Below are 25468 nucleotides of genomic sequence, written 5' to 3'. Positions count from 1 at the left end.
CCGTCTATGTTAGCCGGGCTGTGTTGCAGGTGAAAGTGGGGGGGCAGTCCGTGGGGGCAGGCGTTGGTAGCGAGGCCTTGGGCCGGCTGCGCTTTGTGTTGCGGGTGGCGGCCTTCCGGCGGGTGTCGGCGGCGGGGTCACCCCATCAAGCATTGCCGGTTTCCTGCTCCTTCCATCCGAGGGCGGCGAGGACCACGGCGAACTCGCCGTCGGGCGGGGCGCGCAGGTCGAGGCGCTGGCCGCCCACGGGGTGGCGGAGCTGCATCCGCGTGCACGCCAGCAGCATCCGGTGGCAACCGAAGAGCTGCTGGAACAGGCGGTTGTGGCGGCCCTTGCCGAAGGTGGCGTCGCCGATGATGGGGTGGGTGAGGTGCTTGAGGTGGCGGCGCAGCTGGTGGCGCCGGCCGGTGTGGGGCGTGAGTTCGACCAGGGCGTAGCGGCTGGTCGGGTAGCGGTCCACCTGGTGGGGCAGCTCGCAGGTGGCGAGGCGGCGGAAGTCGGTGACGGCGGGCTGGGCCTCGTCGGCGCTCCGTTCGCCGACCCATTCGGCGTCGTCGCGCCGGCGGCTCAGGGCGTGGTCGATGCGGCCGGCTTCGGGCGGGTGGCCGCGCACCACGGCGAGGTAGGTCTTGACGACCTCCTGGCGCTCGAACTGCCCGCCCAGGGCCCGGGCGGTGTCCTTGTTGAGGGCGAATACCAGCACGCCGGAGGTGCCCCGGTCGAGGCGGTGGGCGGGATGGACGTGGCGACCGAGCTGGTCGCGCAGCATCTGGACGGCGAAGCGCGTCTCGTGGCGGTCGAGCTCGCTGCGGTGCACGAGCAGGCCCGAGGGCTTGTGGATCGCGACGACGTGATCGTCCTGGTAGATGATGGGCAGCATGGTGCCGCATGGTAACCCGCCGGCGCCGCCCTGCGCCCGGCCGGATACCTGTTTGTACGCGACGGGCGGGCGGCCGGGCCGCCCGCGCCGCCTGCGCTCAGCGCCCGCGGCGCCGGTTGAGGCAGGACAGGCCGGTCAGTGCCAGGCTCACGAGGGCCAGCGACCCGGGCTCGGGCAGCGGCGCCTGGGGGGCCGCGGCGGCTTCGCGCCAGGCGACTTCGCCGATGGCGCAGGTGCTGTCGTAGTAGGGGTCGCCGCGCAGCGGGCAGTTCGGCGCCTCGACGCGGAAGTAGCGTGCGGAGACTGCACCGAAGGTGAAGGACTCGGGGCCGTAGTCGACTTCGTCGGGATTGACGTGGGGGGTGACGTTGGTCAGCAGCGCGGTGAATTGCTTGCCGTCGCCGGAGTAGAGGAGGTTGAAGCGGCCGAGCCCGAAGATGTCCTCGTTCCAGAGGGCGAAGGCGTTCACGGTGTGGACCGCGCCGAGATCGTAGGTCACGCTGGCGGAGGCGCCGCTCGGGATGCCGTACCACTCGTTGCCCCAGAAGTCGTAGCTGTGGCTGGGCTGGCTGGCGATGTAGCTGTCGAAGTCGGTGACGCCGCTGATGTAGGTCGTCCGCAGGCCGGCCTGGTTGAAGGTGTCGTTGATCGAGCCGAAGCCCGGGCCGCCGCTGTTGATGGATGCGCCCACCGCGCCCAGGATGCTGCCGGCCGAGGCCTGGGGCGCGACGGCGAGGCTGCCGAGGGCGGCGAGCATGGCGGCGATCTGAGTAAGGCGGATGGATCTGAACATCAAAATACCCCTTTGCATTCTGGTTGGTTGGGGCCGGGCCCCCCGGATGGCTGGCCGGGAGAGTGGCGTGCCGTAGCGTTGGAGCCGATTTAGCAAACCTTGTGCCAATTTTGGGTATTCTTTTGGCAACAACGGCTTGCCGTGATCCTTGTCACGCTTGGTCGGGCAGATTGTAAAAAAATCCGACACATTTTGCCCGCCTGCGGAGGGATATGACGTCCGCCGAAGACTGCATGGGCAACAAGATTTGTGCATACTTGAGCCATGCCGAACAAGCCAATCCTTTCTCCCCGTGATGTCCTCGCCGCGATCCACGCGGCTCTTCCGCCCCAGCGCCAGGGCCAGCGCGAGCTGCCCAGGCTGGCCCGCCACCTGTGCAATCTCACCGCCGCCGCCGATCTCCCCGACCGGCTCGATGCCTGGCTGGCCCTGATGCGCTGGCTGTCGGCGGGCGCGCTGTGGAGCGACGTTTATATTGATGCCGCCGACGTGCATGGCTCGGCGACCCAGCGTTTTGCCGTGCTGATGGACGTGCTGGCGGCCAATCCCGCCCTCGCCGCCGAGTTGCGCGACGCGCTCCGGGCCATCCTCGACGAGACCGACGGAGCCAACCTGTTCGGCGAGGTGGGCATCCCGAGCGACCGGGGCTTCCTGTCCGAGTTCGGCGACCGCCTGACCGGCAAGCTGATCCCGTCGCCCCGGGACGACCACGACCTCGCCCACCTGATGGGGCGGAGCTTCCGGCGCGACCGCGACCTGACGTTGCTGCGCGGCCTGCAGCCGTCCACTTTCCAGCGCCTGCTCGACATCCTCTTCCCGGCCGACGCGCCCGACATGAGCGCCGCCCTGTGCCGCGGGATGGCCGACGGCTTCCGCCTGCTGCTGGCCCGCGTCCAGGGGCAGGGCCTGTCCCTCAAGCTGCGCACCCGCAGCGCGCCGCGGCCGGTGGCCCGTTCGCCGTTCCGGTGCCTCGCCGACAGCGGCGAGAACCTGCTGTGCGCCTGGGAGCAGCAGCGCGTCGCCGGCCCGCTCCTCGAAGCCTGGGAGGCCGACCTGGCCGCCTGCCGCGAGGAGATGCGGGTGATCTCCCAGCGGCTCGAATCCGAGGGCATCAGCGTGGACATCGTGTATGGGCTCGACGTGCTCGACCGCTGCCTGTCGCGCATGGAGGCCATCGTCGCGGTGATGGCGGCCGGGCCGCGGACGCCGGGGCCCTTGCTGGCGCTGCTGCGGCAGCTGGCCGAAGCGGCCCACGAGAGCAACGGCCTCTCCCATCTGGTGCGCAGCAACCTGCAGCGCCTGCAGCGGCGCATCGTCGACCGGGCCGGCCGCACCGGCGAGCATTACATCGCCGAATCCCCCGCCGACTACCGCCACATCTGGGTCGCCGCCGCCGGGGGCGGGGTGCTCACGGTGGGCACCGCGGCGATGAAGATGGCGATCACCGGCCTCGGGCTGGCGCTCTTCATCGAGGGCTTCTTCTCGGGCCTCAACTACGCGCTGAGCTTCCTGCTGCTGCAGGCCTTCGGGTTGATCCTCGCCACCAAGCAGCCGGCGATGACGGCCGCGGCCTTCGCGGCGATCATCCGCGACCGCAAGGGTGCCGAGCGCCTGGAGGTGATCGTCGATTACGCGGCGTGCATCTGCCGCTCCCAGCTCGCGGCGACCATCGCCAACGTGGTGGTGGTCGCCGTCGGCGCCTATGCCTTCGATGCCCTGTGGCGCTTCATGACCGGCCACTCCTTCCTCAGCCGGGCGGAGGCGAGCTACGTCTTCCATTCCCTCAGCCCGGTGGACAGCGGCACGGTGTTCTACGCCGCGCTGACCGGCGTGATCCTCTATCTGGCGGCCCTGGTGGGCGGCTGGGTGGACAACTGGGCGGTCTATCACCGGCTGCCCCAGGCGATCGCCGAGCACCGGCTCGGCAACCGCTTCGGCCGGCTGCGCCTGATCCGGCTGGCCGGCGTGGTGTCGCGCAACATGTCGGGCTGGGCCACCAACATCTCCCTGGGCCTGATGCTGGGCATGACGCCGGTGCTCGGCAAGTTCTTCGGGTTGCCGCTGGATGTCCGCCACGTGACGCTCAACTCGGGCATCCTCAGCCTCGCCACCTCGTCCCTTGATGTGGAGTGGGTCGGCAGCGGCCTGCTCGGGCTGGCGGTGGCCGGGGTGGGGGTGATGTTCGTGCTCAACCTGGGGGTCAGCTTCGCGCTGTCGCTGATGACGGCGGTGCGCGCCTACGACCTGCCCCGCAGCGACCTGCGCGAGCTGCGCCGCCGCCTGTGGCACCGCCTCACCAGCCGGCCGCGGGATTTCTTCATGCCGCCGCGCAGCGCCTGAGGCCGGGGCCCGTCACGACGGGCCTCAAGCCCCGCCGGCCGCCGCCGTTAATCCCAGGCAGCGGCTGGCCTGTCCGCCCCTTTGCGGCGGGGCTGCAGCCGTGCATCCGATCCCCCAATGCGGCCTGAGGCCGCCGTGAGCCCGGCATGAACGCGCCTGAAAAACTGCAAAAACCGTCCCGCAGCGGGAGCGAGCTGACCTGCATCGTGCGGGTCAACGAAGAGATCAAGTCCATCGTCGCGACGGCGTTCCGGATCAACCTGATGGCCCTCAACGCGATCTTCCTGGCCAAGCGGGCCGGCAACGCGGCGCTGGGCTTCGGTGTGCTCTCCAACGAGCTGCGGCGCTTCGCCCAGGACCTCACCCGCCACATGGCTTCCCTGCGCGACATGACCTCGGGGTCGGTGGGCAGCGTCACCGGCGTGGTCCAGCAGCAGCGCAACTCGGCGATCCTGCTGCAGGCGATCCGCCTCAGCGGCGACGGGGTGCCCGGCGTGCGGGAGGCCCGCCAGCGCGGTGCCCGGCGCCTCGCCGATCAGCAGGCACGCCTGCGCGCCCTCGACCTGCGCCTGCGGGCCGCGGTGGAGGAAACCCAGCAGCTGGTCGAGCTGGGCGGCGTGCTGGCCCGCTCGGCCAAGATCGAGGCCGCTTATGGGGGCAACTTCAGCGCCGCGCTGATGCAGGTTTCCACGGATTTTGCAGAGGTGATCGCCCAGATCAAGCGGTCCCTCGAAGTGCTCGGCAAGGAACGCCTCGTTAAGGACTGAAACCCATGAAGCAGGCCCACTGTATCTACCAGAACGACGACCATCGCTGGCTGGCCATCGCCCGCGACCCCACCAAGCCCGGCTACCTCATCGACACCAACGAATACGTGGTGATGGATGGCGAGCAGGCCCTGCTGTGCGACCCGGGCGGGATCGAGATCTTCCCGGCGGTGTTCTCGGCCCTGTCGGCCGAGTGCGACCCGACCAAGCTGGCGGGCATCTTCGCTTCCCACCAGGATCCGGACATCATCTCGTCGCTGGCCCTGTGGCTGGAGTTCAAGCCCGACCTCAAGTGCTACACGAGCTGGCTGTGGCAGTCCTTCCTGCCCCACTTCGGCGGCTCCGACTCGACCTTCGTGCCGATCCCCGATCCGGGCATGACGATCCGCCTCGGCGGCCTCGAGCTGCAGGCCATCCCGGCCCATTACCTGCATTCGTCGGGCAACCATCACCTCTACGATCCGAAGGCGAAGATCCTGTTCTCCGGCGACGTGGGCGCGGCCCTGCTACCTCCCGATCAGGGTGGCCTGTACGTGGAGGACTTCAACCGCCACATCCGCCACGCCGAGGGCTTCCACAAGCGCTGGATGGGCTCCGACCGGGCCAAGCGCGACTGGTGCGAGCGGGTCTCGCGGCTGGAGATCGACATGCTGGTGCCCCAGCACGGGGCCATCTACCAGGGCGCCGACGTGCAGCGCTTCATCAACTGGTTCGCGGCGCTGGAAGTCGGCGTGCTGCGCGGCTAAAGTAGGGGCCCTGCGCCCGCAGGGCCTGCCACCGGCCGGGTTGCCACGGGCGCGACACAACCGTGTTCGCGAGGTGACATGTACCTGGCTCTCAAGCATTTCCACATCACCTGCGTCGTGCTGAGCGGCGCGGGCTTCGCCTTGCGTGGCGCCTGGGCGCTGGCCGGCTCGCCGCTGGCCCGGGCGCGCCTGACCCGGGTGCTGCCCCACGTGGTCGATTCATGCCTGCTGCTGTCGGCGATCGCGCTGGCCTGGATGGCGGGCCAGTACCCCTTCGTGCATGGCTGGCTGACCGCCAAGATCGTCGGCCTGCTGGCCTACATCGGCCTGGGCATGGTGGCCCTCAAGCCGGGCCGCGCCATGGCCTTGCGGGCCGGCGCGTTCGTGGCCGCGCTGGCCACGTTTTCGTGGATCGTCTCGGTGGCCCTCAGCAAGAACCCCGCCGGCTGGCTGGCCTGGCTGTAAGCTCGCGGCGGCCCGGGCTGCCGGGGCTCAGGCCGCGTGGTGGTTGAGCAGGCGCTTCAGGCCCGGGGTGTCGAGGATGCGGATGTGCTTCTGCTGGACGGCCACCAGGCCGTCTTCCTGGAAGCGCGAGAAGGCGCGGGACACCGTCTCGAGCTTCAGCCCGAGGTAGGAGCCGATCTCGTCGCGGGTCATGCGCAGGTGGAACTCGGAGGGCGAGAAACCCCGCGCGGTGAAGCGCTGGGACATGTTGAGCAGGAAGGCCGCCAGCCGCTCCTCGGCGCGCATCGAGCCGAGCAGCATCATCACGCCGTGGTCGCGCACGATCTCGCGGCTCATGATCTTGTGGAACTGGTGCTGCAGGCTCTCGACCTCCCGGGACAGCTCCTCGAGCCGGCTGAAGGGAATCACGCAGACCTCGCTGTCTTCGAGGGCGATCGCGTTGCACGAGTGGTGTTCGGTGCTGATGCCGTCGAGGCCGAGCACTTCGCCGGTCATCTGAAAGCCGGTGACCTGGTCGCGGCCGTCCTCGAGGATCACGTCGGTCTTGAAGGAGCCGGCGCGGATCGCGTAGATCGCCTCGAAGGCGTCGCCGGAGCGGTAGAGGTGCTGCTGCCGCTTGATCTTGCGACGGCTGCCGACGAGCTCGTCGAGCCGGTCGACCTCGTTGGGGTCGAGGCCGAAGGGCAGGCACAGCTCGCGCAGGTTGCACTGGGAGCAGGCGGTCTTGATTTCCAGAGGGGTGACCGGGATTACCGATTTCATCTGCACGGGCAATTACCTGATGAGGCCTCGATTGGGGGTTTTGACAAGCTTTGGAGCCCTTTGATCCACATCAATACGATTTTCGTACGATTCTGCGATCGTCTCTCGCACTCCAAAGAAGTCCGCCATGAACACGATTCACACCGATCTTATCTTCGACCCCGAGCTCATTCGCAAATTTGATGTGAATGGCCCGCGGTACACCTCGTACCCCACGGCGGACCGCTTCGTCGAGGCCTTCAACTCGACCGCCCTGTGCGACTGGCTGGGCCGGCGGGCCATTGGCGGGGTGGGCAAACCGCTCTCATTATACTTCCACATCCCGTTCTGCAATACGATCTGCTACTACTGCGCCTGCAACAAGATCATCACCAAGGATCACGGTCGCTCGGCAAAGTACCTGGCTTATCTCGAAAAGGAAGTGGATCTCCAGGTGGCCTGCCTCGACGGCCCGCGGGAAGTCCTGCAGCTGCACCTGGGCGGCGGTACGCCGACCTTCCTGTCCCACGACGAGCTGCGCCAGCTGATGGGCATCGTCCGCAAGCACTTCACGCTGGTCCCGGATGGCGAGTACTCCATCGAGGTCGATCCGCGCAAGGTCGATGAGGCCACCGTCGCGCTGCTCGCCGAGCTGGGCTTCAACCGCATGAGCGTCGGCATCCAGGACTTCAACCCCGACGTGCAGAAGGCCGTCAATCGCGTCCAGAGCGAGGAGGAAACCCGCCTCGTGATCGACGCCGCCCGGGCCCACGGCTTCAAGTCGGTGAGCGTCGACCTCATCTACGGGCTGCCCAAGCAGAACGTCATCAGCTTCAACCGCACCCTCGAGCAGATCCTGTCGCTGTCGCCCGACCGGCTGTCGATCTACAACTACGCCCACCTGCCCAGCCTGTTCAAGCCCCAGCGGCGCATCATCGACGCCCAGCTGCCCTCCGGCGAGACCAAGCTGCAGATCCTCCAGCTGGCCATCCGCCGGCTCACCGAGGCGGGCTACGTGTATATCGGCATGGACCACTTCGCCAAGCCGACCGACGAGCTCGCCACTGCCCAGCGCCAGGGCCGCCTGCACCGCAACTTCCAGGGCTACTCCACCTACGCGGAGTGCGACCTGATGGCCTTCGGCGTGTCGGCGATCGGCAAGGTCGGCCCGACCTACGCGCAGAACGTCAAGACCCTCGACGAGTACTACGACATCCTCGACACCGGCCGCCTGCCGGTGCTGCGCGGCATCGAGCTCACCGCCGACGACCTGCTGCGGCGCTCGATCATCCAGGCGCTGATGTGCCATTTCGAGCTGTCCATCGAGTCCATCGAGATCGCCCACCTGATTGACTTCAAGACGTACTTCGCCGCCGAGCTGGCCGACCTGCGCGAGATGGAGAAGGGCGGCCTGCTCTCCATCGACGACCAGTGGATCACCGTCAAGCCGGCCGGTCGCATGCTGGTGCGGGCCATCGCGATGGTCTTCGACAGGTACCTGCGGGCCGACCGCGAGCGCACCCGCTACTCCAAGGTGATCTGACCGCCCCGCGCTGGCTGTGCGCTCCGGCGCCGGCTAGAATGCCATCGAAGCGGTCTTCCACGCGCCCCGCGCCCTCCGCGGGGCGTTTGGTTTTTACGGGTCCCCGTCATGCCTGAAACCGGTTATCTCGCAGTCTTCCTCATCGGCCTCCTCGGTGGCGTCCATTGCGTCGGGATGTGCGGCGGCATCGTCAGCGCCCTCACGGTGCAGGTGCGCCTGCCGGGCCAGCCCGGCCCGGCGCGCCGGGAGTGGCCGCTGCACCTCGCCTACAACCTCGGGCGCATCACCAGCTACACCGCGGCGGGGGCCGCGATGGGCGCCATCGGCACGGTCGGCATGCTGTTCAACGACATCCTGCCGGTGCAGCTCGCCCTCTACGTGGCGGCCAACCTGATGCTCGTCGCGCTGGGGCTTTATCTCACCGGCTTCACCCGCGCGCTGTCGGGCGTCGAGCGGCTCGGCCAGCGCCTGTGGGCGCGCATCCAGCCGCTCACCCGGCGCTTCCTGCCGGCGCGCAGCGTCGCCCAGGCCTTTCCGCTCGGGCTGCTGTGGGGCTTCCTGCCCTGCGGGCTGGTCTACAGCGTGCTGGCGACGGCCCTCGTCACCGGCTCGGCCGAGCGTGGCGCGGCGCTGATGCTGGCCTTCGGGCTCGGCACGCTGCCCAACCTGCTGCTGGCCGGCATGCTGCTCACCCGGCTGCGCGACGTGGTGCGCAACCAGGCGGTGCGCACTGGCGCCGGCCTGGTGGTGCTGGCCTTCGGCGTGTACGGCGTGGTCACCACGCCAACCCTCGGCGCAGCCCTGTGGAACGGCGTCGTGTGCCACTTCTGACGCCGGGAGCCTGAGACCATGGACGCGCCGCGCCGCTACGACCTGCCCGTCACCGGCATGAGCTGCGCGGCCTGCGCCGTGCGCCTCGAGAAGGTGCTCAACCGCCTGCCCGGCGTTTCGGCCCAGGTCAACTTCGCCACCGGCAAGGCGCGTCTCAGCGCCGGCCCCGAGGCGGCCGACGGCGACGCGGTGCTGGCGGCGATCCGCAAGGCGGGCTTCGACGTGGCACCCCAGGTGCTGGAGCTGGGCATCGGCGGGATGAGCTGCGCGGCCTGCGCGGCGCGCATCGAGAAGGTCGTGGGGCGGCTGCCCGGTGTGGAGGGCAGCGTCAATTTTGCCGCCGAGACGGCGCGGGTGCGCTACATGCCCGGGCTCGCCGATCCGGCGGCGATCGTCGCGGCGATCGCCAGGGCCGGCTTCACCGCGACGCCCATCGCCGGGCGCGACCGGGAGGCCGAGCGGGCCCGCAAGGACGCCGAGTTCCGCGCCGAGCTGCGCCTGTTCTGGATCTCCGCGCTGCTCAGCCTGCCCTTCCTGGCCCAGATGGCGGGCATGCTGGGCGCCGGTTTCGGGGGCCATCACGACGACTGGCTGCCGCGCTGGCTGCAGTGTCTGCTGGCGACGCCGGTGCAGTTCTGGATCGGGCGGCGGTTCTACAAGGGCGCTTGGTCGTCGCTGCTCGGCGGCGGCGCCAACATGGACGTGCTGGTGGCCCTGGGCACCAGCGTGGCCTATTTCTTCAGCCTGTTCGTGGTGCTCGCCGGGCGCCACGATCTGCACGTGTATTTTGAAGCCTCGGCCAGCATCATCACCCTGGTGCTGCTCGGCAAGCTGCTCGAGGCGCGGGCGCGGGCGCGCACCTCGGTGGCCATCGAGGCGCTGCTGCGCCTGCAGCCGCCGACGGCCTGGATCGAGCGCGACGGCCAGCTCGTCGAGCTGCCGGTGGCCCAGGTGGTGGCCGGCATGACCTTCGTGCTGCGGCCGGGCGACGCGGTGCCGGTCGATGGCGAGGTGCTGGCCGGTACCTCGTCGGCCGACGAGGCGATGCTCACCGGCGAGAGCGTCCCGGTGCCGAAGGTGCCCGGCGACAAGGTCTTCGCGGCGACGGTCAACGGCGACGGCGTGCTGCATTGCCGCGCCAGCGGGGTGGGTGCCGATACCCTGCTGGCGGGCATCGTGCGCCTCGTCGAGCAGGCCCAGGGGGGCAAGCCGGCGGTGCAGCGCCTCGCCGACCGCATCGCGGCCGTCTTCGTGCCGACGGTGGTGGCGATCGCGCTGGCCACCTTCGGGCTGTGGTGGTGGCTGGGTGGCGAGCTGGCGCCGGCGCTGGTCAATGGTGTGGCGGTGCTGGTGATCGCCTGCCCCTGCGCGCTGGGCCTGGCAACGCCGACCGCGGTGATGGTCGGCACCGGGCAGGGCGCGCGGGCCGGCATCCTGGTCAAGAACGCCGAGGCCCTCGAGCTGGCCGAGAAGATCAAGGTGCTGGTGGTGGACAAGACCGGCACCCTCACCGAGGGGCGCCCGTCCCTCATCGACCTGCGTTGCGCCGACGGTGTGGCCCGCGGCGAAGTTCTGCAGCTTGCGGCCAGCCTGGAGCAGAACAGCCATCACCCGCTGGCGCGGGCAGTGCTGGACGCCGCCCGGGCCGAAGGCGTCGCGCCCCTCGCGGCCGCGTCGGCGCAGGCCTTCGGCGGCAAAGGGGTGACGGGGCAGGTGGACGGCCGCGCGGTGCAGCTCGGCTCCCCCGAGTTCATCGCCGCGCAGGGCGTGGCGATGCCGGCGGCGCTCCTCGAGCCCCTGCTCGCCGCGGCGTTGACGCCGGTGGCGGTGGCGGCCGACGGCCGCCTGCTCGGTGTGATGGGTCTCGCCGACCCGCTGCGCGCCGGCGCCAGGGCCGCCGTGGCGCGCCTGCAGGCGCTGGGCCTGCGGGTGGTGATGCTCACCGGCGACCACCCGGCCGCCGCGGCACGCATCGCGGCCGAGGCCGGCATCAGCGAGTTCCGCGCCCAGGTGCTCCCCGGCGACAAGGCCGCGGCGGTCGAGGCGCTGCGCGCCGAGGGCCGCGTGGGCATGGTGGGCGACGGCATCAACGACGCGCCGGCGCTGGCCGCGGCGGACGTGTCGTTCGCGATCGGCGCCGGCTCCGACGTGGCCATCGAGGCGGCCGACCTGACCCTGGTGCGCAGCGATCTGAATGGCGTCGCCGACGCGATCTCCCTGTCGCGGGCCACGCTGGGCAAGATCCGCCAGAACCTGTTTTTTGCCTTCATCTACAACATCATCGGCATCCCGGCGGCGGCGCTGGGGCTGCTGAACCCGGTGATCGCCGGCGCCGCGATGGCGATGAGCTCGGTCTCGGTGGTCAGCAACTCGCTGCTGCTGCGCCGCTGGCGTCCCCAACAACCCGACTGAAAGGAAGCAAGCATGGAAGAAGTGACGATCAAGGTGGGCGGCATGAGCTGTCAGGGCTGCGTGAAGAACGTGACCGGCGCCCTCACCGCCACCGCCGGGGTGGCCAGCGCCGTGGTGTCGCTGGAAGCCGGCGAGGCCCGGGTGAGCTACGACCCGGCCCGGGTGTCGGCCAACGCCCTGCGCGCCGTGATCGAGGACGCCGGCTTCGACGCGGCCTGATCCGGGCGGCTATCGTGGGCCTTCCGTGATCGCTTTTATCCCGGATTCACACGGCTCACATATAATCGCGCCCGTACTCATTCAATAAACAAGGGAGGTAGCAGCATGGGTTTCGAACAGGTCAAGCCGGGCAAGGACGTTCCGAACGACATCAACGTGATCATCGAGATCTCCGCTCAGGGTGATCCGATCAAGTTCGAGGTGGACAAGGACAGCGGCGCCGTCTTCGTGGACCGCTTCATGGGCACCTCGATGCGCTACCCGATCAACTACGGCTACGTGCCGCACACCATCGCCGGCGACGGCGACCCGGTGGACGTGCTGGTCGTCACCCCGTTCCCGCTGATGCCGGGCGTGGTGATCCGCTGCCGTCCGGTGGGCGTGCTCAAGATGGAAGACGACGGCGGCGTGGACGCCAAGGTCGTCGCGGTGCCGGTCTCCAAGCTGACCCCGCTGTACGACAAGGTCCAGACCACCGACGACCTGCCCGAGCTGCTGATGAAGCAGACCGTGCATTTCTTCGAGCACTACAAGGACCTCGAGCCGGGCAAGTGGGTCAAGGTGCTGGGCTGGGGCACCGTCGAGGAAGCCAAGCAGGAAATCCTGAACGGCCTGGCCGCTGCCGCCAAGTAAGCTCAGGCATTCCAGGTGACACAGGGCCCGCGCAAGCGGGCCTTGTCGTTTATGGGCGCAGTGCTCGTCACCGCGACGTCCGCCCCGGAAACAGGTTCTTCACCCTGGGCAACAAGGTTTCTGGTCGGAAAATGCTGTTGTCGCCCCAAACATTGCCAATGTCTGGCCCGACAACGACGATGTCGGATCCGGCATTGGCGATGTCGGTTTGAACAATTGAGTTGTCAGCGCAAACATCGTCAATGCCAGGCCCGACAATCGCAATGTCCGGCTGAGCAGCCGGATTTCGTGTCCCCACCGTATGGCCCGCGGCCCGCGAGGCGGGCTTTCCGCGTGGGCCGGCAGACAAGGCCGTCCGCCGATTGGTGTCGCCCGGCGGCGTTCAGGCACCCAGCGGGTTGCGCATGTCCACCAGGCCGTGGTGAGCGGCCATGTGGAGCAGTTTGAAGTCGCTGTCGGCGTCCAGCTTCTGCCGGATGAGGGACAGGTAGTTGAAGATCGTCTTGGTGCTCAGGTGCATCGCGCCGGCGATGTCGGCCGCGGTGTTGCCGTGGGCGAGCATGCGCAGCACCTCGAATTCGCGGGGGGTGAGGTCCTGCAGCGGGGTGTCGCCGCCCGTGGCCTGGTCGGCGAGCACGTCGGCCACATCGGCCGAGAAGGCCCGCCGGCCGGCGGCGACGCGGCGCAGGGCGTCGATCACGTCGTCGGGCTCGCTGAACTTGGTGAGGTAGCCGTGGGCGCCGCTTTTGAGGGCCTGGCGCACGTGGCCGGCGCCGTCGTACATCGACAGCACCAGCACGCGCAGGCCGGGCTTGCGGGCGAGCATTCCGCGGATCGCCTCGAGGCCGCTGCTGCCCTTGAGGTTGAGGTCGACGAGGGCCAGGTCGGGCTGGGTGCGCTGCACCAGGGCGTTGGCCTCGTCGGCGCTGGCGGCTTCGCCGACCACCTCGAAGTCGGCCTCGGCCGACAGCAGGCGGCGGTAGCCGGTGCGCACCACGGCGTGGTCGTCGATCAGTACGATGCGGATCATCCCTTGCTCCTTGTCATGCTGTAGCGCTTGCGCCCGCGCAGGGCACCCAGGCCGTCACGCACAGGCCGTGGCCGGTGCCGCCCGAGAGGGCCAGCTGCCCGCCGGCCATGTCCATCCGTTCGGCCATGCCGAGGAGGCCGCCGCGTCGCTCCGGCTCGCCGTGGAGCCCGCGGCCGTCGTCGGCGATGCAGGCCTCGAGGCGCTGGCCGAGCACCGCGAGGCTCACCCGGCAAGATTCGGCGCCGCTGTGGCGGACAACATTGGTCAGGGCTTCCTGGATCACCCGGTAGAGGGCCAGCGCCTTCGGTTCGTCCACCGGCAGCGGTGCCTGCGGCAGATCCAGTGCAAATTCGATGCCGGTCTCGCGGCTGCGCCAGCCGTCGACCAGATCCCGCAGCGCCTCGGCCAGCCCGGCGGCCTCCAGCCCGTGGGGGCGCAGCGTGGCGAGGATACTGCGCAACTGTTCGCCGCAGCTGCGGATGTCGCGGCGCAGGTCGGCGGCGCAGTCGGCCACGCCGGCCGCGTCGAGCCGGCCGGCGTTGCGCTCGAGGTAGGCGGCGGTGACGTTGAGGGCGGTGAGGCTCTGGCCCATGTCGTCGTGCAGCTCACGGGCGAGGGTGCTGCGCTCGGCCTCCTGCACCTCGATGAGCTGGCGGGCGAGGGCGCGCTGGGCGGCGCGGGCCTCCTGCAGCTCGGCGGCGAGGTGTTCGATGGCGTCGGCGACCCGCGAGAATTCGCGCAGGGCGAAGGGGGGCAGGGCCGGGTCGGCCTCGCCGCGGGCCAGGCGCTCGAGGCCGGCCTCGAGCCCGCGCACTGGCGCCAGCGCCCGGTCGGCCGCAAACCAGGCGACGAGCAGACTTGCTCCAGAAAAGAGCAAGAGGGTGATCAATAGTCGAACGGTGTCCCCCAGCCGCTCGTCGATCTCGGAGCCGGGCTTGGGGGCGATGACGAGGCTGCGCTCGCCGATGCGGATCTGCTGCTCGCCGCCGATCTCCGGCACCAGCCCCAGCCAGGCCAGCCATGAGGGCGGCGGAGCGGCCACCGCCGGCTGCCCCGCGGGGCGGATGCTCAGGTGCCGCAGGGCGCTGTCGGCGAGCGGCGCGGCGTCGTCGGGCGCGGCTTCGCCAGCGGCCAGCAGCACGTCAACCAGGCGCGCCGAGGCGGCTACCTCGGCCTCGATGTCGCTGCGCAGGGAGTGCAGCTGCACCAGTATGGCGACGGCCAGCAGGCTGCCCAGCAGCAGGCCGAGCCGGGTGAGCAGGCGGCGGCGGAGGTCCATCGGGGTCCCCTTGTCGTGGTGAATGCGGGGGGACGTGCAGGTTTCGTACCTGCTAGCAGCGAACCCGGGAATTTTTCCCGGAAAGCGAGGGAAGCGCTCCCGGGACAGCGGCGGCGCGGCCTTCATAAACTGGCTGCAGGCCTTCGGGGTTCCACCGGCCCGCCAGAAAAAATGCTATCTAGGAGACAAGGACACATGAAGAAGACCCTATTCCCCCGCCCGGCCCTGCTCGCCGTGCTGGTGGCCGCCACCTGCGCCACCTCGGCCCACGCTGGCAAGACGGTGAGCTGGGAAGACCTGCTCAACGACGACAAAACGCCCCAGGACGTGCTCTCCTACGGCCTCGGCCTAAAGGCCCAGCGCCACAGCACGCTCGCCAAGGTGAATACCCGCAACGTGGCCAACCTGGTGCCGGCCTGGAGCTTCTCGTTCGGCGGCGAAAAACAACGTGGCCAGGAGGGGCAGGCCCTGGTGCACGATGGGGTGATCTACGCCACCAGTTCGTACTCGCGCATCTTTGCCATCGATGCCCGCAGCGGCAAGCGCCTGTGGGAATACGAGGCCCGCCTGCCGGACGACATCCGCCCGTGCTGCGACGTGGTCAACCGCGGCCCGGCGATCTACGGCGACAAGATCTTCTTCGGCACGCTGGACGCCAGCATCGTGGCCCTCAACAAGGACACCGGCAAGGTGGTGTGGAAGAAGAAGTTCGGCGACCACAAGATCGGCTACACCATGACTGGCGCGCCCTTCGTGGTGAAAGACCAGCAGAGCGGCAAGGTGCTGCTGGTGCATGGCTCGTCGGGCGACGAGTTCGGCGTGGTCGGCTGGCTGTTTGCCCGCGACCCGGACACCGGCGAGGAGGTCTGGGCTCGCCCGCTGGTGGAAGGCCACATGGGCCGCCTGAACGGCAAGGACAGCACCCCCAGCGGCGACCCCGCCGCCCCCTCGTGGCCCCGCGACAAGGACGGCAAGCTGGTCGAGGCCTGGCACCACGGCGGCGGTGCGCCCTGGCAGACCGCCAGCTACGACGTGGACCGCAACATGGTGGTGATCGGCGCCGGCAACCCCGCGCCGTGGAACACCTGGCACCGCACCAAGGAAGGCGACGACCCGCGCAACTGGGACAGCCTGTTCACCTCGGGCCAGGCCTACGTGGACGCCGCCACCGGCGAGCTGAAGGGCTTCTACCAGCACACCCCCAACGATGCCTGGGACTTCTCGGGCAACAACTCGGTGGTGCTCTTCGAATACAAGGACCCGAAGACCGGCAAGCTGGTGAAGGCCTCGGCCCACGCCGACCGCAATGGCTTCTTCTTCGTGACCGACCGCGAGAAGCTCGCCACCGGCGCCGGCTACCCCAACAAGCCCACCTCGCTGATCGGCGCCTGGCCCTTCGTGGACGGTATCACCTGGGCCAAGGGCTTCGACGTGAAGACCGGGAAGCCCATCGAGGTGGACGGCCAGCGCCCGCCGCAGCCCAAGCCCGGCGCCGAGAAGGGCGAGTCGATCTTCGTCTCGCCGCCCTTCCTGGGGGGCACCAACTGGATGCCGATGAGCTACAGCCCGCAGACCGAGCTGTTCTACATCCCGGCCAACCACTGGGCGATGGACTACTGGACCGAGAAGCTCACCTACAAGGCCGGCTCGGCCTACCTGGGGCAGGGCTTCCGCATCAAGCGCCTGTTCGACGATCACGTGGGCACCCTGCGGGCGATGGATCCGAAGACCGGCAAGATCGCCTGGGAGCACAAGGAGAAGTTCCCCCTGTGGGCTGGCACCCTCACCACCGCCGGCGGGCTGGTGTTCACCGGCACCTCCGACGGCTACGTGAAGGCCTTCGACGCCAGGAACGGCAAGGAGCTGTGGAAGTTCCAGACTGGCTCCGGCGTGGTCTCGGTGCCGATCACCTGGGAGATGGATGGCGAGCAGTACATCGGCATCCAGTCGGGCTACGGCGGCGCGGTGCCTCTGTGGGGTGGCGACATGGCCGACCTGACCAAGCAGGTCACCCAGGGCGCCTCGATGTGGGTGTTCAAGCTGCCCAAGGTGGCAAAGAACTGAGCGTTTCGATCTCCTTCCGCCGGGGGCGACCTTCCCCCGCCCTTGGCGGCCACTCGCGGGGCCGGTTGCATGGATTCCGGTCCCGCTTCCTTTTAAAGCGTGCTCCCCGCGGAGGTTTGCCGACGATGCGTAGAATCGCCAGATCCGCCACTCCCGCCATCCTTGCCTTGCTGCTGCAGGCGCTGCCGGCTTTCGCCGACGAGGCCGGCGACCCGCCGGTCATCGACGGCTGCGGCCTGTGGCCCCACACCCGCTGCGCCGGCGCCGACCTGCGCCACGCCAAGCTCGCGGGCAGGAACCTGGCCGGGGCGGATTTCTCCGGAGCACGCATGGCCCGCGTCGACCTGCGTGGCGCCAACCTGGCCGGTGCCAACTTTGACGGCGCCGACCTCACCGCCGCCCGCCTCAACAAGGCCGCGGCCCCCACCGCCACGTTCCGCGGCGCTCGATTGGTGGGTGCCGACCTCGAGTTCGCCCGGCTGTTCCGGGCCGACTTCAGCCAGGCCGACCTCAGCGGCGCCAACCTTGAGGCGGCCAAGCTCAACTACGCCTGGTTCCGCGGCGCGCGGCTCGTCGATGCCAACCTCCAGGAGGCCAAAATGTTCTCGGTCAATCTGCGCGACGCCGACCTCAGCGGCAGCTACCGCCGCTTCGCGGTCTTTCAGGAAGCGGACTTCGAGGGCTGCACCGGCTGCCCGACCGACTGGTGAGGCCGCCATGCGCCATTTATTGCTCGGATCCTTGTTCCTCGCCCTGACTGTGCAGCCTCTGGCTGCGCAGGAGGTCGCCGTTGCCCCCGACGTGCAGGCTGGCAGCCTGCCGCCCCTCGGCGCCAGTTGGCTGGCCGCCAACCCCTACCGTCATCAGGCCGCCGCCGCCGAGGCCGTGGCCATCGGTCGCGAAGCCTACAATCAGGCCTGCGCCCGCTGCCACGGGGGCGATGCCAGCACCAACGCCGCCCCGGCGCCCGATCTGCGCAATCTCGACCGCGGCTGCCGGCGCATCGCCGACCCGACGCTCAAGGCGCGCTGCCAGGCCGATAACGACGCCTATTTTGCGAAGACCGTGCGCCAGGGCAAGGTCATCCTCGGCGTCACCCACATGCCGCCCTGGCAGGGCGTGCTGTCCCAGGAGCTGGCCTGGGCGATCCAGGTCTTCATCGAAAGCCGCGCCACCGGCCGCTGACGCGCCCGTGCCCCCTCACACTGCCAGCCCGGCGGCGTGCCCCGAGGCCCAGGCCCACTGGAAGTTGTAGCCGCCCAGGTGGCCGGTGACGTCCATCACCTCGCCAATGAAGTAGAGGCCCGGCACGTCGCGGGCTTCCATGGTCTTCGACGACAGCGCGCGGGTGTCCACGCCGCCCAGGGTGACCTCCGCCTTGGCGTAGCCGAGGGTGCCGTCGGGGCTGATCTGCCAGCCGGCGAGGACGGTGGCGACGGCGTCGAGTTCCCGGGCGCTGAACTGGTTGGTCGGGCGGTTCCATTCGCGGGCGTCGCACCAGGCGTGGGCGAAGCGGCGCGGCAGGCGCTCGGCCAGAAGGTTGCCGAGCAGCGCCTTGCTGCGGGCGTGTCCGGCCAGCCACTGGCGCACATCCTCGGCCGGGAAGAGGTTGATGGTGATGCGGCGGCCGCCGTCGTCGCCACCGTAATCCCGCGCCTGCCAGTAGGACGACACCTGCAGGATCACCGGCCCCGACAGCCCGCGGTGGGTGAACAGCAGGTTCTCGCGGAAATGCCCGGCGCCGCACTCGGCCACCGCGTCGAAGGCCATCCCGGCGAGCTCCTTGTAGATCGCCAGCTCGTCGGGCGGCAGGGTCAGCGGCACCAGCGCCGGCCGCGGCGCCACTACCGGCAGGCCGAACTGTTCTGCGATCCTGTAACCCAGCGGCGAGGCGCCGATCTTGGGGATCGCCAGCCCGCCGGTGGCGACCACCAGGCTCTGGCAGCTGAAGCGTCCATGGCTGGTGGCGAGCAGGAAGCGGGCCTCGTCGCCTTCGCCCCGCTCGACGTGCTCCAGCGTGCAGGGCATCGCCCAGCTCACCTGGCCATCCTCGCATTCGGCGCGCAGCATGTCGATGATGTCCTGGGCCGAGTCGTCGCAGAACAGCTGGCCGTGCTCCCGCTCGTGCCAGGCGATGCCGTGGCGGTTCACCAGCTCGATGAAATGCCCCGGGGTGTAGCGGCTGAGGGCCGAGCGGCAGAACTGGGGGTTGCGCGACAGGTAGTTGCCGATGCCCACGTCCAGGTTGGTGAAGTTGCACCGTCCGCCGCCGGAGATGCGGATCTTCTCGGCGAGCTTGCCGGCGTGGTCGAGGATCAGCACGCGGCGCCCGCGCTGGCCGGCCCGCGCCGCGCACATCATGCCGGCGGCGCCGGCTCCGATCACGATCACGTCGAAGTGGCGGGGGGCGGCAGCGGAGGCGGGAGCGCTCATGGGGCGTTGTAAAAAGTAGTCAAAGCGGCCGCGGAGGATAGACGCTGGCTTGCGTTACGGCAAACCCCGCGCAGAACGGCATTCTCAGCCCCGCGGTGGCCTGCTAGGCTTCAGCCATATGGATTATGGCCGCCACAGGCGGCGGCGCCCACGGCGCACAGAACAGAGGACACGCAAGATGAATCAGACGACCCCGCCCGGCGGCCCGCCGGAGAAGACCTCGGGCCAGCGCTGGCGACGCCGCGCCCTGTGGGCCGCCGGGGCGGTGGCCCTGGTGGGCGTGGCGGGCTTTCTGGTGGCGCCGCCGCTGGTGAAATCCCTGGCCGAGCGCCAGCTCTCGGAGCTGCTGCACCGGCCGGTGAGCATCGAGGGCCTGTCGATCAACCCCTACGCCCTGTCGGCCGAGGTGCGCGGCCTGCGCGTGCTGGAGCGGGAGGGCGGGGCGACGGCGCTGGGCTTCACCTCGCTGTACGCCAACGTGTCGCTGGAGTCGGTCTTCCGCGGCGGGGCGGTGGTGGAGGAGGTGAGGCTGGTCGAGCCGCTGGTGAGCGTGGTGCGGCTGGAGGGCCGGCGCTACAACTGGTCCGACGTGATCGACGAGATGCTCGCCAAGCCCGACGACGGCAGCAAGAGCCACTTCGCGGTGCATAACATCCGCATCGAGCAGGGCCGCATCGAGTTCGACGACCGGCCCGCCGGGCAGAAGCACGTGGTCGCCGACCTGGCGCTGGGCGTGCCCTTCGTCTCCAACCTGCCGTCCCAGGTCGAGACCTTCGTCGAGCCGCTGCTGGCGATGAAGATCAATGGCGCGCCCTTCGAGATCCGCGGCAAGGCCAGGCCCTTCGCGGCGGACCGGGAGTCGGTGGTCGACCTCAAGTTCGACGGCTTCGACCTGACCCGCTTCCTGGCCTACGTGCCCGTCGAGAAAACCTTCCGCCTGCCCGGCGCGCGGCTGTCGTCCGACCTGCAGGCCAGCTTCACCCAGCCGCCCGAGGGGGCGCCGGCCCTCACCCTCAAGGGCGGCGTGGGCCTCGACGGGGTCGAGATCCAGCACGCCGATGGTGCGCCGGCCATCAAGCTGCCCTCGCTCAAGGTGGCGATCAACCGGCTGGCGCCCCTCGCCAGGGAGGTGGACATCGCCAGCGTGACGCTCGACAAGCCCGAGGTGACCGTGGGCCGCGACCGGGAAGGGCGGATCAGCCTGCTGTCGCTGGTCCCCAGGCCGGCACCGCAGCCCGCCGCGCCGTCGTCCGGCAAGGCGGACGACACGGGGGCCCCCCAGGCCGGCGCTCAGGCCGAGGCGAAGGCTCCGGCGCTGGCCCTCCAGCTCGGCGAGTTCAAGATTGCCGGCGGGCGCATCGACTTCACCGACCAGCTCGCCGCCGGGGCCTTCCACAAGACCCTTCAGGATCTCGACGTCTCGCTGCGCAAGCTCGCGTTGCCGGCCACGGCGCCCGCCGAGCTCGATGTCGCCTTCGCCACCGATGCCGGCGAGAAGCTCGTCCATAAGGGCAGCCTGGGCCTCGCGCCCCTCAAGGCCGCCGGTCAGCTCGAGCTCACCGGGCTGGCACTGCCCGCCCACAAGCTCTACCTCGCCGCGGCGATGAAGGAGGCCGAGCTGCTGTCGGGCAGGGTGGATGGGCGTGTCGCCTACGATTTCGTGCAGGAGGCCGCCGGCCCGAAGGTCAGGCTGAAGGCCGAAAGCCTCGCCCTGAAGGGCCTCGGCCTGCGCCTCAAGGGCGAGAAGACCGATCTCGTCCGCCTGGGCCTGCTCGAGCTGCGTGACACCGACGTGGACACCGCGGCCCGCAAGCTCACCGTCGGCCAGGTGAACGGCAAGGCGACCCGTGTGGTGCTGATCCGCGCCGCCGACGGCGTCTTCAATGCCCAGCGCCTGGCCGGCGACGGCAAACCCGCCGCGAAGCCGCGGGGCAAGGCCGAGACGAGCCGCGGGCCCGCGGTGAAGCACGCCGCCAGGCCCGCCGATGCCGCCCCGCCGTGGCATGTCGAGGTGAAGCGCGTGGCGCTGGACGACTGGGGCCTGCGCGTCGAGGATCGCACGCTGGCGCCGGCCATCGTCTTCAACGCCGAGCCGCTCACGCTGCGGGTCGAGGGCCTGTCGACGGCCAAGGGCAGCAAGGCCCGGGTCGACCTGCAGGCCGGCATCAACAAGCGCGGCCAGTTCGGCATCCGGGGGGCGCTGGGCGTCGCGCCGCTGGCGGGCAACCTCGACGTGGACCTCAAGGCCGTCGACATCACGATGCTGCAGCCCTACGTCACCGAGCAGGTGAAGATCGCGATCACCCGCGGCAAGCTCACCTCCCGCGGCAAGCTGGCCTTCGAGCTGCCGCCCGCCGGTGGTCCCCGGGCCAGCTTCAAGGGCAACCTGACCCTGGGCGACTTCGCCTCGGTGGACAAGCTCAACGCCACCGACTTCCTCAAGTGGAAGTCGCTGTACTTCGGCGGCGTGGATCTGCGCCTGGCGCCGCTGGCGGTGAGCATCGACGACATCGCGCTGACCGATTTCTACACCCGGCTGATCCTCGACGCCCAGGGCGGCCTCAATATCCGCGAGATCACCGCCCAGCGCGCCAACGAGGCCAAGGCCGCGGCCGACGCGGTGAAGGCCGGCGGGGCCGTGCCCGCCAAGCCGTCCGACAAGGCGGGTGCCCAGGCCGTCGCGAAGGCCGAGCCACCCCCGCCGATCCACATCAAGCGCATCACCCTGCAGGGCGGCAACATCGCCTACAGCGACCGCTTCATCAAGCCCAACTACGACGCCAACCTCACCGGCATGGGTGGCCGGCTCACCGGCCTGTCGTCCGACCCGGACACCATCGCCGAGCTCGACCTGCGCGGCAGGGTGGACAATGCGGCGCCGGTCGAGGTGGTCGGCCGGCTCAACCCCTTCCGGCAGGACCGGGCGCTCGACATCCGCGCCTCCGTGAAGGATTTCGAGCTCTCCAGCGTGTCCACCTACGCCGCCAAGTACGTGGGCTACGGCATCGAGAAGGGCAAGCTGTCGGCCCAGCTCGGCTACAAGATCGAGGACCGCAAGCTCAGCGCCACCAACCAGGTCTTCCTCGACCAGCTGACCTTCGGCGACAAGGTGGACAGCCCGAGCGCCCTCAAGCTGCCGGTGCTGCTGGCGGTGTCGCTGCTCAAGAACAGCCGCGGCGAGATCGACCTCGACCTGCCGGTCGGCGGCTCCCTCGACGACCCGCAGTTCAGCGTCGGCGGCATCGTGGTCAAGGTGATCGTCAATCTGATCGGCAAGGCCCTCACCTCGCCCTTCGCGCTCTTGGGCTCGATCTTCGGCGGCAACGCCGAGGAGCTCGCCTGGCTGGACTTCGAGCCCGGCTTTGCCCGCCTCGGGCCGGGGAGCGAGGACAAGCTCAGGTCGATCGCCAGGGTGATGGCCGACAAGCCGGGCCTCAAGCTCGAGATCGCCGGCCGCGTCGATCCGGCCACCGACCGCGAGGGCCTCGGCCGGGCCATGCTGCTCGGCAAGGTCGAGGCGTTGAAGGTCAAGGACATGGCGAAGAAGGGCGAATCCCTCGCCGACGACGGCCGCGTGACGGTGTCGCCCGCCGAATATCCGGCGCTGCTGACTCGCGTGTACAAGGACGAGAAGTTTCCGAAACCGCGCAACGTGATCGGCCTCGCCAAGGAGCTGCCGGTGTCCGAGATGGAGAAGCTGATCCTCGCCAACACCAAGGTCGGCGACGAGGACGTGCGCCTGCTCGGCGCCCAGCGCGCCCAGGCGGTCAAGAGCTGGCTGCTCGACAAGGGGCAGGTGCCGGCGGAGCGGGTCTTCCTGCTGTCCACCCATGAGGGCGACGACGGCAAGCAGCCCAAGGCCCGGGTCAGCCGTGTCGATTTCTCGCTGCGTTGAGGGAGGACGCCATGCATCCCGAGCTGTTCGATGAATCCCGGCTCGCCGCGGCCCTGGCCGAACTGCCGGGCTGGGCGCCGCTGCCCGGCGGGCGGGCGATCGGCAAGACCTTCCGCTTTGCGGACTTCAACGCCGCCTTCGGCTGGATGGGCCGGGTGGCGCTGATGGCCGAGCGGCTCGACCACCACCCGGACTGGCGCAATGTTTATGGCCGGGTCGAGGTGGTGCTCACCACCCACGACGCCGGCGGCGTCACCGGGCGCGACATCGCGCTGGCCCGCTTCATGGACGAGGCGGCGCGCTGAGGGCTTACGCCGCACTGCGCCATGCGCGTCTCCGGCGACGGTGCTAAGCTTGGCTGCACCGGCATTATCTGCCGGTAACAGACCTGCCACTGCGTCCGGCTCCGCCGGAACGACCAAAAACCGGCCGGCTGTCCGAGGGAGAACACTGCAGATGCATCTGACCTTTGACTGGCAAGGGGCCTTGCGCCGCGCGCGCCACGGCGCAAAGGAGTCCGTCGCGGGCGAGCACGCCCCGCCACGCCCTGCCTGGAAGCGCTTTCCCTATGGCGACCGGGTCTACCGCTACGGTGGCACCGCGCTGCTCAGCAACTGGTGCCGCCTCCACCGGGCCGACCGGGAGCCCTATCCCACGGCGGAGAACCTCGTCGAGCTGTTGCGGGCCAACCCCGCCCTCGAGCCCCACGCCGCCGATCCCGACGGGCTTGCCGTGCAGGTCGAGGAGGCCTGGCGCAGCTTTCATGCGGGTGATTTTGCCGACGCAGTCGATCGTGGGCTGGCGGCCGGGCCGGTGGGAGGTGTGGTGGCCGTGCGGGCCGCCACCGTCTATGCGCGCCACCTGGAGGAAGATCCGCAGCAACGCATCACGATCCTGCGCGAGGCGGTGGATTCCGCCGCGGCGCTGGTCCGGCTGGCGCCCAACTGGGCCAACGCCTGGTACGCCCACGGTGCCGCGCTGGTGCGCTACAGCCAGCATCTGTCGGTGGTGAAGGCGCTCTCCCAGGGGCTCGGCAGCAAGGTGCGCGAGAGCCTGCACCGGGCCCTGCAGCTGGAGTCCGGCCACGCGGCGGCCCACGTGGCGCTGGGGGTTTACAACGCCGAGGTGATCGACAAGGTTGGTGTGGTGGTGGGCGGGCTCACCTACGGCGTGCGCCGGGAGGCGGTGGTTGACCACTTCGAGGTGGCGCGGACGCTGCATGCCCAGTCGGCGCTGGTGCTCGCCGAGTACGCCCACGCGTCGCTGCTGGTGCTCGATGGCGCCCGCACGGGCCGCACCCACGCCCTGTGCGCCGAGGCCGCCGCCTGCCAGCCGGTGGATGCGCTGGAGCGCCTGCACCTCGAGTGGGCGCTGGGTGAGATCGAGGCCGGCCCCGACTACCCCTGAACGCCCCGTCCGTCCTGGCGTCCGATCCGCGGGCCTCAGCCCTTGGAGCGGATCAGGCGGGCCTTTTCGCGCTCCCAGTCGCGTTCCTTCTCGGTTTCGCGCTTGTCGAACTGCTTCTTGCCCTTGGCGAGGCCGACGCTGATCTTGATGCGGCCCTTGGTGTAATGGAGGTCGAGGGGCACCAGCGCGTAGCCGGCCCGCTCGACCTTGCCGATCAGCTTGGCGATCTCCTCGGCGTGGAGCAGCAGCTTGCGGGTGCGGGTCGGGTCGGGGCTGACGTGGGTGGACGCGGACTCCAGCGCGGTGATGTGCATGCCGACGATGAAGATCTCGGCGCCGCGGATCACCACGTAGCTCTCCTTGATGTTGGCGCGCCCGGCCCGGATGGCCTTGACCTCCCAGCCCTGCAGCACGAGGCCGGCCTCGTATTTGTCCTCGATGAAATAATCGTGGAAGGCCTTGCGGTTGTCGATGATGCTCATTGGCGTAGGCTCGTGGGGACGCGTAAAATCGCTGATTTTAACAGCTCGGTAGCCCCACCGCGCCCCGATGGCAACCGTCAAGAAAATCGTACTGATCGAATTCACGCCGGCCCAGATGTTCGATCTGGTCGACCGCTGCGAAGACTACCCCAGGTTCCTGCCCTGGTGCGGCGGCAGCGAAGTGCACTCCCGCGACGAGCAGATCACCCGGGCGACCCTGCACATCAACTACCACGGGATCAAGTCCCACTTCAGCACCGAGAACGAAAAGCACTACCCGTCCCACATGCTGATCCGCCTGACCGATGGGCCCTTCACGCACCTGGACGGCTCCTGGACCTTCACGCCGCTGGGCGATTCGGCCTGCAAGGTGGAGTTCAACCTGCACTACGAGTTCTCCAGCCGCCTCATCGAGAAGGCGGTGGGGCCGGTGTTCAACCACATTGCCAGCACCTTCGTCGATTCCTTCGTGAAGCGTGCCGGGCAGGTTTATGGCGGGAAGGCCTGA

23 protein-coding genes are annotated in these 25468 nt (G+C 69.5%); 16 read left to right on the top strand and 7 right to left on the bottom strand.

What is annotated here, in order from left to right; genetic code table 11:
* Positions 1-145: 145 nt before the first annotated feature.
* Together ACE3OU_RS02620 and ACE3OU_RS02615 are read right to left on the bottom strand one after the other, a co-directional pair.
* Entirely contained in the window at positions 146-880 is a 735-nt protein-coding gene (locus ACE3OU_RS02620; RefSeq protein WP_374239975.1) for a tRNA pseudouridine(65) synthase TruC, read from the bottom strand.
* Between the two features lie 97 nt (positions 881-977).
* Complete coding sequence (locus ACE3OU_RS02615; RefSeq protein ID WP_374239974.1) at positions 978-1673, bottom strand: discoidin domain-containing protein; 696 nt, start codon at positions 1671-1673, stop codon at positions 978-980.
* Positions 1674-1937: 264 nt separating this feature from the next.
* On the opposite strand from ACE3OU_RS02615, the gene ACE3OU_RS02610 reads away from it, so the two are divergent.
* From ACE3OU_RS02610 to ACE3OU_RS02595, 4 genes are all read left to right on the top strand, one after another.
* The gene (locus ACE3OU_RS02610; protein ID WP_374239973.1) at positions 1938-4013 is read left to right on the top strand and encodes a hypothetical protein; all 2076 of its coding nucleotides are present in this window, start codon (positions 1938-1940) and stop codon (positions 4011-4013) included.
* Positions 4014-4159: 146 nt separating this feature from the next.
* A complete protein-coding gene (locus ACE3OU_RS02605) occupies positions 4160-4780 on the top strand; it encodes a chemotaxis protein (protein WP_374239972.1) in 621 nt (206 codons plus the stop codon).
* Between the two features lie 5 nt (positions 4781-4785).
* Positions 4786-5526 carry an MBL fold metallo-hydrolase gene (locus ACE3OU_RS02600; RefSeq protein WP_374239971.1) on the top strand — a complete coding sequence of 247 codons (741 nt, stop codon included), beginning with the start codon at positions 4786-4788 and terminating at the stop codon, positions 5524-5526.
* Between the two features lie 78 nt (positions 5527-5604).
* On the top strand, positions 5605-5991 hold the full coding sequence (locus tag ACE3OU_RS02595) for a SirB2 family protein (RefSeq protein ID WP_374239970.1): 387 nt from the start codon (positions 5605-5607) through the stop codon (positions 5989-5991).
* Between the two features lie 27 nt (positions 5992-6018).
* Here the strand turns inward: ACE3OU_RS02595 and fnr are convergent, their stop codons facing one another.
* Entirely contained in the window at positions 6019-6753 is a 735-nt protein-coding gene (gene fnr / locus ACE3OU_RS02590; protein ID WP_374239969.1) for a fumarate/nitrate reduction transcriptional regulator Fnr, read from the bottom strand.
* A 127-nt stretch (positions 6754-6880) separates the two neighbouring features.
* Here fnr and hemN point away from each other — a divergent pair, with 127 nt between their 5' ends.
* The 5 genes from hemN to ppa all read left to right on the top strand — a co-directional run bounded on the left by hemN (position 6881) and on the right by ppa (position 12370).
* Entirely contained in the window at positions 6881-8275 is a 1395-nt protein-coding gene (gene hemN, locus ACE3OU_RS02585) for an oxygen-independent coproporphyrinogen III oxidase (RefSeq protein ID WP_374239968.1), read from the top strand.
* Between the two features lie 108 nt (positions 8276-8383).
* Positions 8384-9106, top strand: coding sequence for a sulfite exporter TauE/SafE family protein (locus ACE3OU_RS02580; protein ID WP_374239967.1), 723 nt, complete (start codon positions 8384-8386; stop codon positions 9104-9106).
* An 18-nt stretch (positions 9107-9124) separates the two neighbouring features.
* Positions 9125-11518: a heavy metal translocating P-type ATPase gene (locus tag ACE3OU_RS02575; RefSeq protein ID WP_374239966.1), complete on the top strand. Its 2394-nt coding sequence runs from the start codon at positions 9125-9127 to the stop codon at positions 11516-11518.
* Between the two features lie 12 nt (positions 11519-11530).
* Complete coding sequence (locus tag ACE3OU_RS02570; RefSeq protein WP_374239965.1) at positions 11531-11737, top strand: heavy-metal-associated domain-containing protein; 207 nt, start codon at positions 11531-11533, stop codon at positions 11735-11737.
* 105 nt (positions 11738-11842) lie between these two features.
* A complete protein-coding gene (ppa, locus tag ACE3OU_RS02565; RefSeq protein WP_374239964.1) occupies positions 11843-12370 on the top strand; it encodes an inorganic diphosphatase in 528 nt (175 codons plus the stop codon).
* A 382-nt stretch (positions 12371-12752) separates the two neighbouring features.
* Here ppa and ACE3OU_RS02560 read toward each other — a convergent pair whose 3' ends face one another.
* Complete coding sequence (locus tag ACE3OU_RS02560; protein ID WP_374239963.1) at positions 12753-13400, bottom strand: response regulator; 648 nt, start codon at positions 13398-13400, stop codon at positions 12753-12755.
* 13 nt (positions 13401-13413) lie between these two features.
* On the bottom strand, positions 13414-14679 hold the full coding sequence (locus ACE3OU_RS02555) for a histidine kinase (protein WP_374239962.1): 1266 nt from the start codon (positions 14677-14679) through the stop codon (positions 13414-13416).
* 195 nt (positions 14680-14874) lie between these two features.
* Here ACE3OU_RS02555 and ACE3OU_RS02550 point away from each other — a divergent pair, with 195 nt between their 5' ends.
* The 3 genes from ACE3OU_RS02550 to ACE3OU_RS02540 all read left to right on the top strand — a co-directional run bounded on the left by ACE3OU_RS02550 (position 14875) and on the right by ACE3OU_RS02540 (position 17928).
* Positions 14875-16743 (top strand): methanol/ethanol family PQQ-dependent dehydrogenase, encoded by a 1869-nt coding sequence (locus ACE3OU_RS02550; RefSeq protein WP_374239961.1) that lies wholly within the window; start codon positions 14875-14877, stop codon positions 16741-16743.
* A gap of 125 nt (positions 16744-16868) precedes the next feature.
* A complete protein-coding gene (locus ACE3OU_RS02545; RefSeq protein WP_374239960.1) occupies positions 16869-17453 on the top strand; it encodes a pentapeptide repeat-containing protein in 585 nt (194 codons plus the stop codon).
* A 31-nt stretch (positions 17454-17484) separates the two neighbouring features.
* A complete protein-coding gene (locus tag ACE3OU_RS02540) occupies positions 17485-17928 on the top strand; it encodes a c-type cytochrome (RefSeq protein WP_374239959.1) in 444 nt (147 codons plus the stop codon).
* Between the two features lie 15 nt (positions 17929-17943).
* Here the strand turns inward: ACE3OU_RS02540 and ACE3OU_RS02535 are convergent, their stop codons facing one another.
* On the bottom strand, positions 17944-19176 hold the full coding sequence (locus tag ACE3OU_RS02535) for an NAD(P)/FAD-dependent oxidoreductase (RefSeq protein WP_374239958.1): 1233 nt from the start codon (positions 19174-19176) through the stop codon (positions 17944-17946).
* 178 nt (positions 19177-19354) lie between these two features.
* Here ACE3OU_RS02535 and ACE3OU_RS02530 point away from each other — a divergent pair, with 178 nt between their 5' ends.
* The 3 genes from ACE3OU_RS02530 (at position 19355) to ACE3OU_RS02520 (ending at position 24478) form a co-directional block, all read left to right on the top strand.
* Positions 19355-23071 carry a DUF748 domain-containing protein gene (locus tag ACE3OU_RS02530; protein WP_374239957.1) on the top strand — a complete coding sequence of 1239 codons (3717 nt, stop codon included), beginning with the start codon at positions 19355-19357 and terminating at the stop codon, positions 23069-23071.
* Positions 23072-23082: 11 nt separating this feature from the next.
* Complete coding sequence (locus tag ACE3OU_RS02525; protein WP_374239956.1) at positions 23083-23376, top strand: 4a-hydroxytetrahydrobiopterin dehydratase; 294 nt, start codon at positions 23083-23085, stop codon at positions 23374-23376.
* Between the two features lie 151 nt (positions 23377-23527).
* Positions 23528-24478: a hypothetical protein gene (locus tag ACE3OU_RS02520; RefSeq protein WP_374239955.1), complete on the top strand. Its 951-nt coding sequence runs from the start codon at positions 23528-23530 to the stop codon at positions 24476-24478.
* 35 nt (positions 24479-24513) lie between these two features.
* On the opposite strand, the gene smpB is transcribed toward ACE3OU_RS02520, so the two are convergent.
* The gene (gene smpB, locus ACE3OU_RS02515) at positions 24514-24960 is read right to left on the bottom strand and encodes an SsrA-binding protein SmpB (protein ID WP_374239954.1); all 447 of its coding nucleotides are present in this window, start codon (positions 24958-24960) and stop codon (positions 24514-24516) included.
* Between the two features lie 67 nt (positions 24961-25027).
* Between smpB and ACE3OU_RS02510 the strand changes: the two genes are divergently transcribed.
* Positions 25028-25468: a type II toxin-antitoxin system RatA family toxin gene (locus ACE3OU_RS02510; RefSeq protein WP_374239953.1), complete on the top strand. Its 441-nt coding sequence runs from the start codon at positions 25028-25030 to the stop codon at positions 25466-25468.

The organism is Zoogloea sp. (assembly GCF_041908905.1).
GTDB lineage: Bacteria > Pseudomonadota > Gammaproteobacteria > Burkholderiales > Rhodocyclaceae > Zoogloea.
Note: the sequence above shows the minus strand (reverse complement) of the source record. Positions and strands in the feature narration are given on the sequence as shown.

What these genes read in the sequence shown, in the direction of transcription:
- ACE3OU_RS02620 (WP_374239975.1), bottom strand. Translation starts at nt 880, where the DNA reads ATGCTGCCCATCATCTACCAGGACGATCACGTCGTCGCGATCCACAAG.
- ACE3OU_RS02615 (WP_374239974.1), bottom strand. Translation starts at nt 1,673, where the DNA reads ATGTTCAGATCCATCCGCCTTACTCAGATCGCCGCCATGCTCGCCGCC.
- ACE3OU_RS02610 (WP_374239973.1), top strand. Translation starts at nt 1,938, where the DNA reads ATGCCGAACAAGCCAATCCTTTCTCCCCGTGATGTCCTCGCCGCGATC.
- ACE3OU_RS02605 (WP_374239972.1), top strand. Translation starts at nt 4,160, where the DNA reads ATGAACGCGCCTGAAAAACTGCAAAAACCGTCCCGCAGCGGGAGCGAG.
- ACE3OU_RS02600 (WP_374239971.1), top strand. Translation starts at nt 4,786, where the DNA reads ATGAAGCAGGCCCACTGTATCTACCAGAACGACGACCATCGCTGGCTG.
- ACE3OU_RS02595 (WP_374239970.1), top strand. Translation starts at nt 5,605, where the DNA reads ATGTACCTGGCTCTCAAGCATTTCCACATCACCTGCGTCGTGCTGAGC.
- fnr (WP_374239969.1), bottom strand. Translation starts at nt 6,753, where the DNA reads ATGAAATCGGTAATCCCGGTCACCCCTCTGGAAATCAAGACCGCCTGC.
- hemN (WP_374239968.1), top strand. Translation starts at nt 6,881, where the DNA reads ATGAACACGATTCACACCGATCTTATCTTCGACCCCGAGCTCATTCGC.
- ACE3OU_RS02580 (WP_374239967.1), top strand. Translation starts at nt 8,384, where the DNA reads ATGCCTGAAACCGGTTATCTCGCAGTCTTCCTCATCGGCCTCCTCGGT.
- ACE3OU_RS02575 (WP_374239966.1), top strand. Translation starts at nt 9,125, where the DNA reads ATGGACGCGCCGCGCCGCTACGACCTGCCCGTCACCGGCATGAGCTGC.
- ACE3OU_RS02570 (WP_374239965.1), top strand. Translation starts at nt 11,531, where the DNA reads ATGGAAGAAGTGACGATCAAGGTGGGCGGCATGAGCTGTCAGGGCTGC.
- ppa (WP_374239964.1), top strand. Translation starts at nt 11,843, where the DNA reads ATGGGTTTCGAACAGGTCAAGCCGGGCAAGGACGTTCCGAACGACATC.
- ACE3OU_RS02560 (WP_374239963.1), bottom strand. Translation starts at nt 13,400, where the DNA reads ATGATCCGCATCGTACTGATCGACGACCACGCCGTGGTGCGCACCGGC.
- ACE3OU_RS02555 (WP_374239962.1), bottom strand. Translation starts at nt 14,679, where the DNA reads ATGGACCTCCGCCGCCGCCTGCTCACCCGGCTCGGCCTGCTGCTGGGC.
- ACE3OU_RS02550 (WP_374239961.1), top strand. Translation starts at nt 14,875, where the DNA reads ATGAAGAAGACCCTATTCCCCCGCCCGGCCCTGCTCGCCGTGCTGGTG.
- ACE3OU_RS02545 (WP_374239960.1), top strand. Translation starts at nt 16,869, where the DNA reads ATGCGTAGAATCGCCAGATCCGCCACTCCCGCCATCCTTGCCTTGCTG.
- ACE3OU_RS02535 (WP_374239958.1), bottom strand. Translation starts at nt 19,176, where the DNA reads ATGAGCGCTCCCGCCTCCGCTGCCGCCCCCCGCCACTTCGACGTGATC.
- ACE3OU_RS02530 (WP_374239957.1), top strand. Translation starts at nt 19,355, where the DNA reads ATGAATCAGACGACCCCGCCCGGCGGCCCGCCGGAGAAGACCTCGGGC.
- ACE3OU_RS02525 (WP_374239956.1), top strand. Translation starts at nt 23,083, where the DNA reads ATGCATCCCGAGCTGTTCGATGAATCCCGGCTCGCCGCGGCCCTGGCC.
- ACE3OU_RS02520 (WP_374239955.1), top strand. Translation starts at nt 23,528, where the DNA reads ATGCATCTGACCTTTGACTGGCAAGGGGCCTTGCGCCGCGCGCGCCAC.
- smpB (WP_374239954.1), bottom strand. Translation starts at nt 24,960, where the DNA reads ATGAGCATCATCGACAACCGCAAGGCCTTCCACGATTATTTCATCGAG.
- ACE3OU_RS02510 (WP_374239953.1), top strand. Translation starts at nt 25,028, where the DNA reads ATGGCAACCGTCAAGAAAATCGTACTGATCGAATTCACGCCGGCCCAG.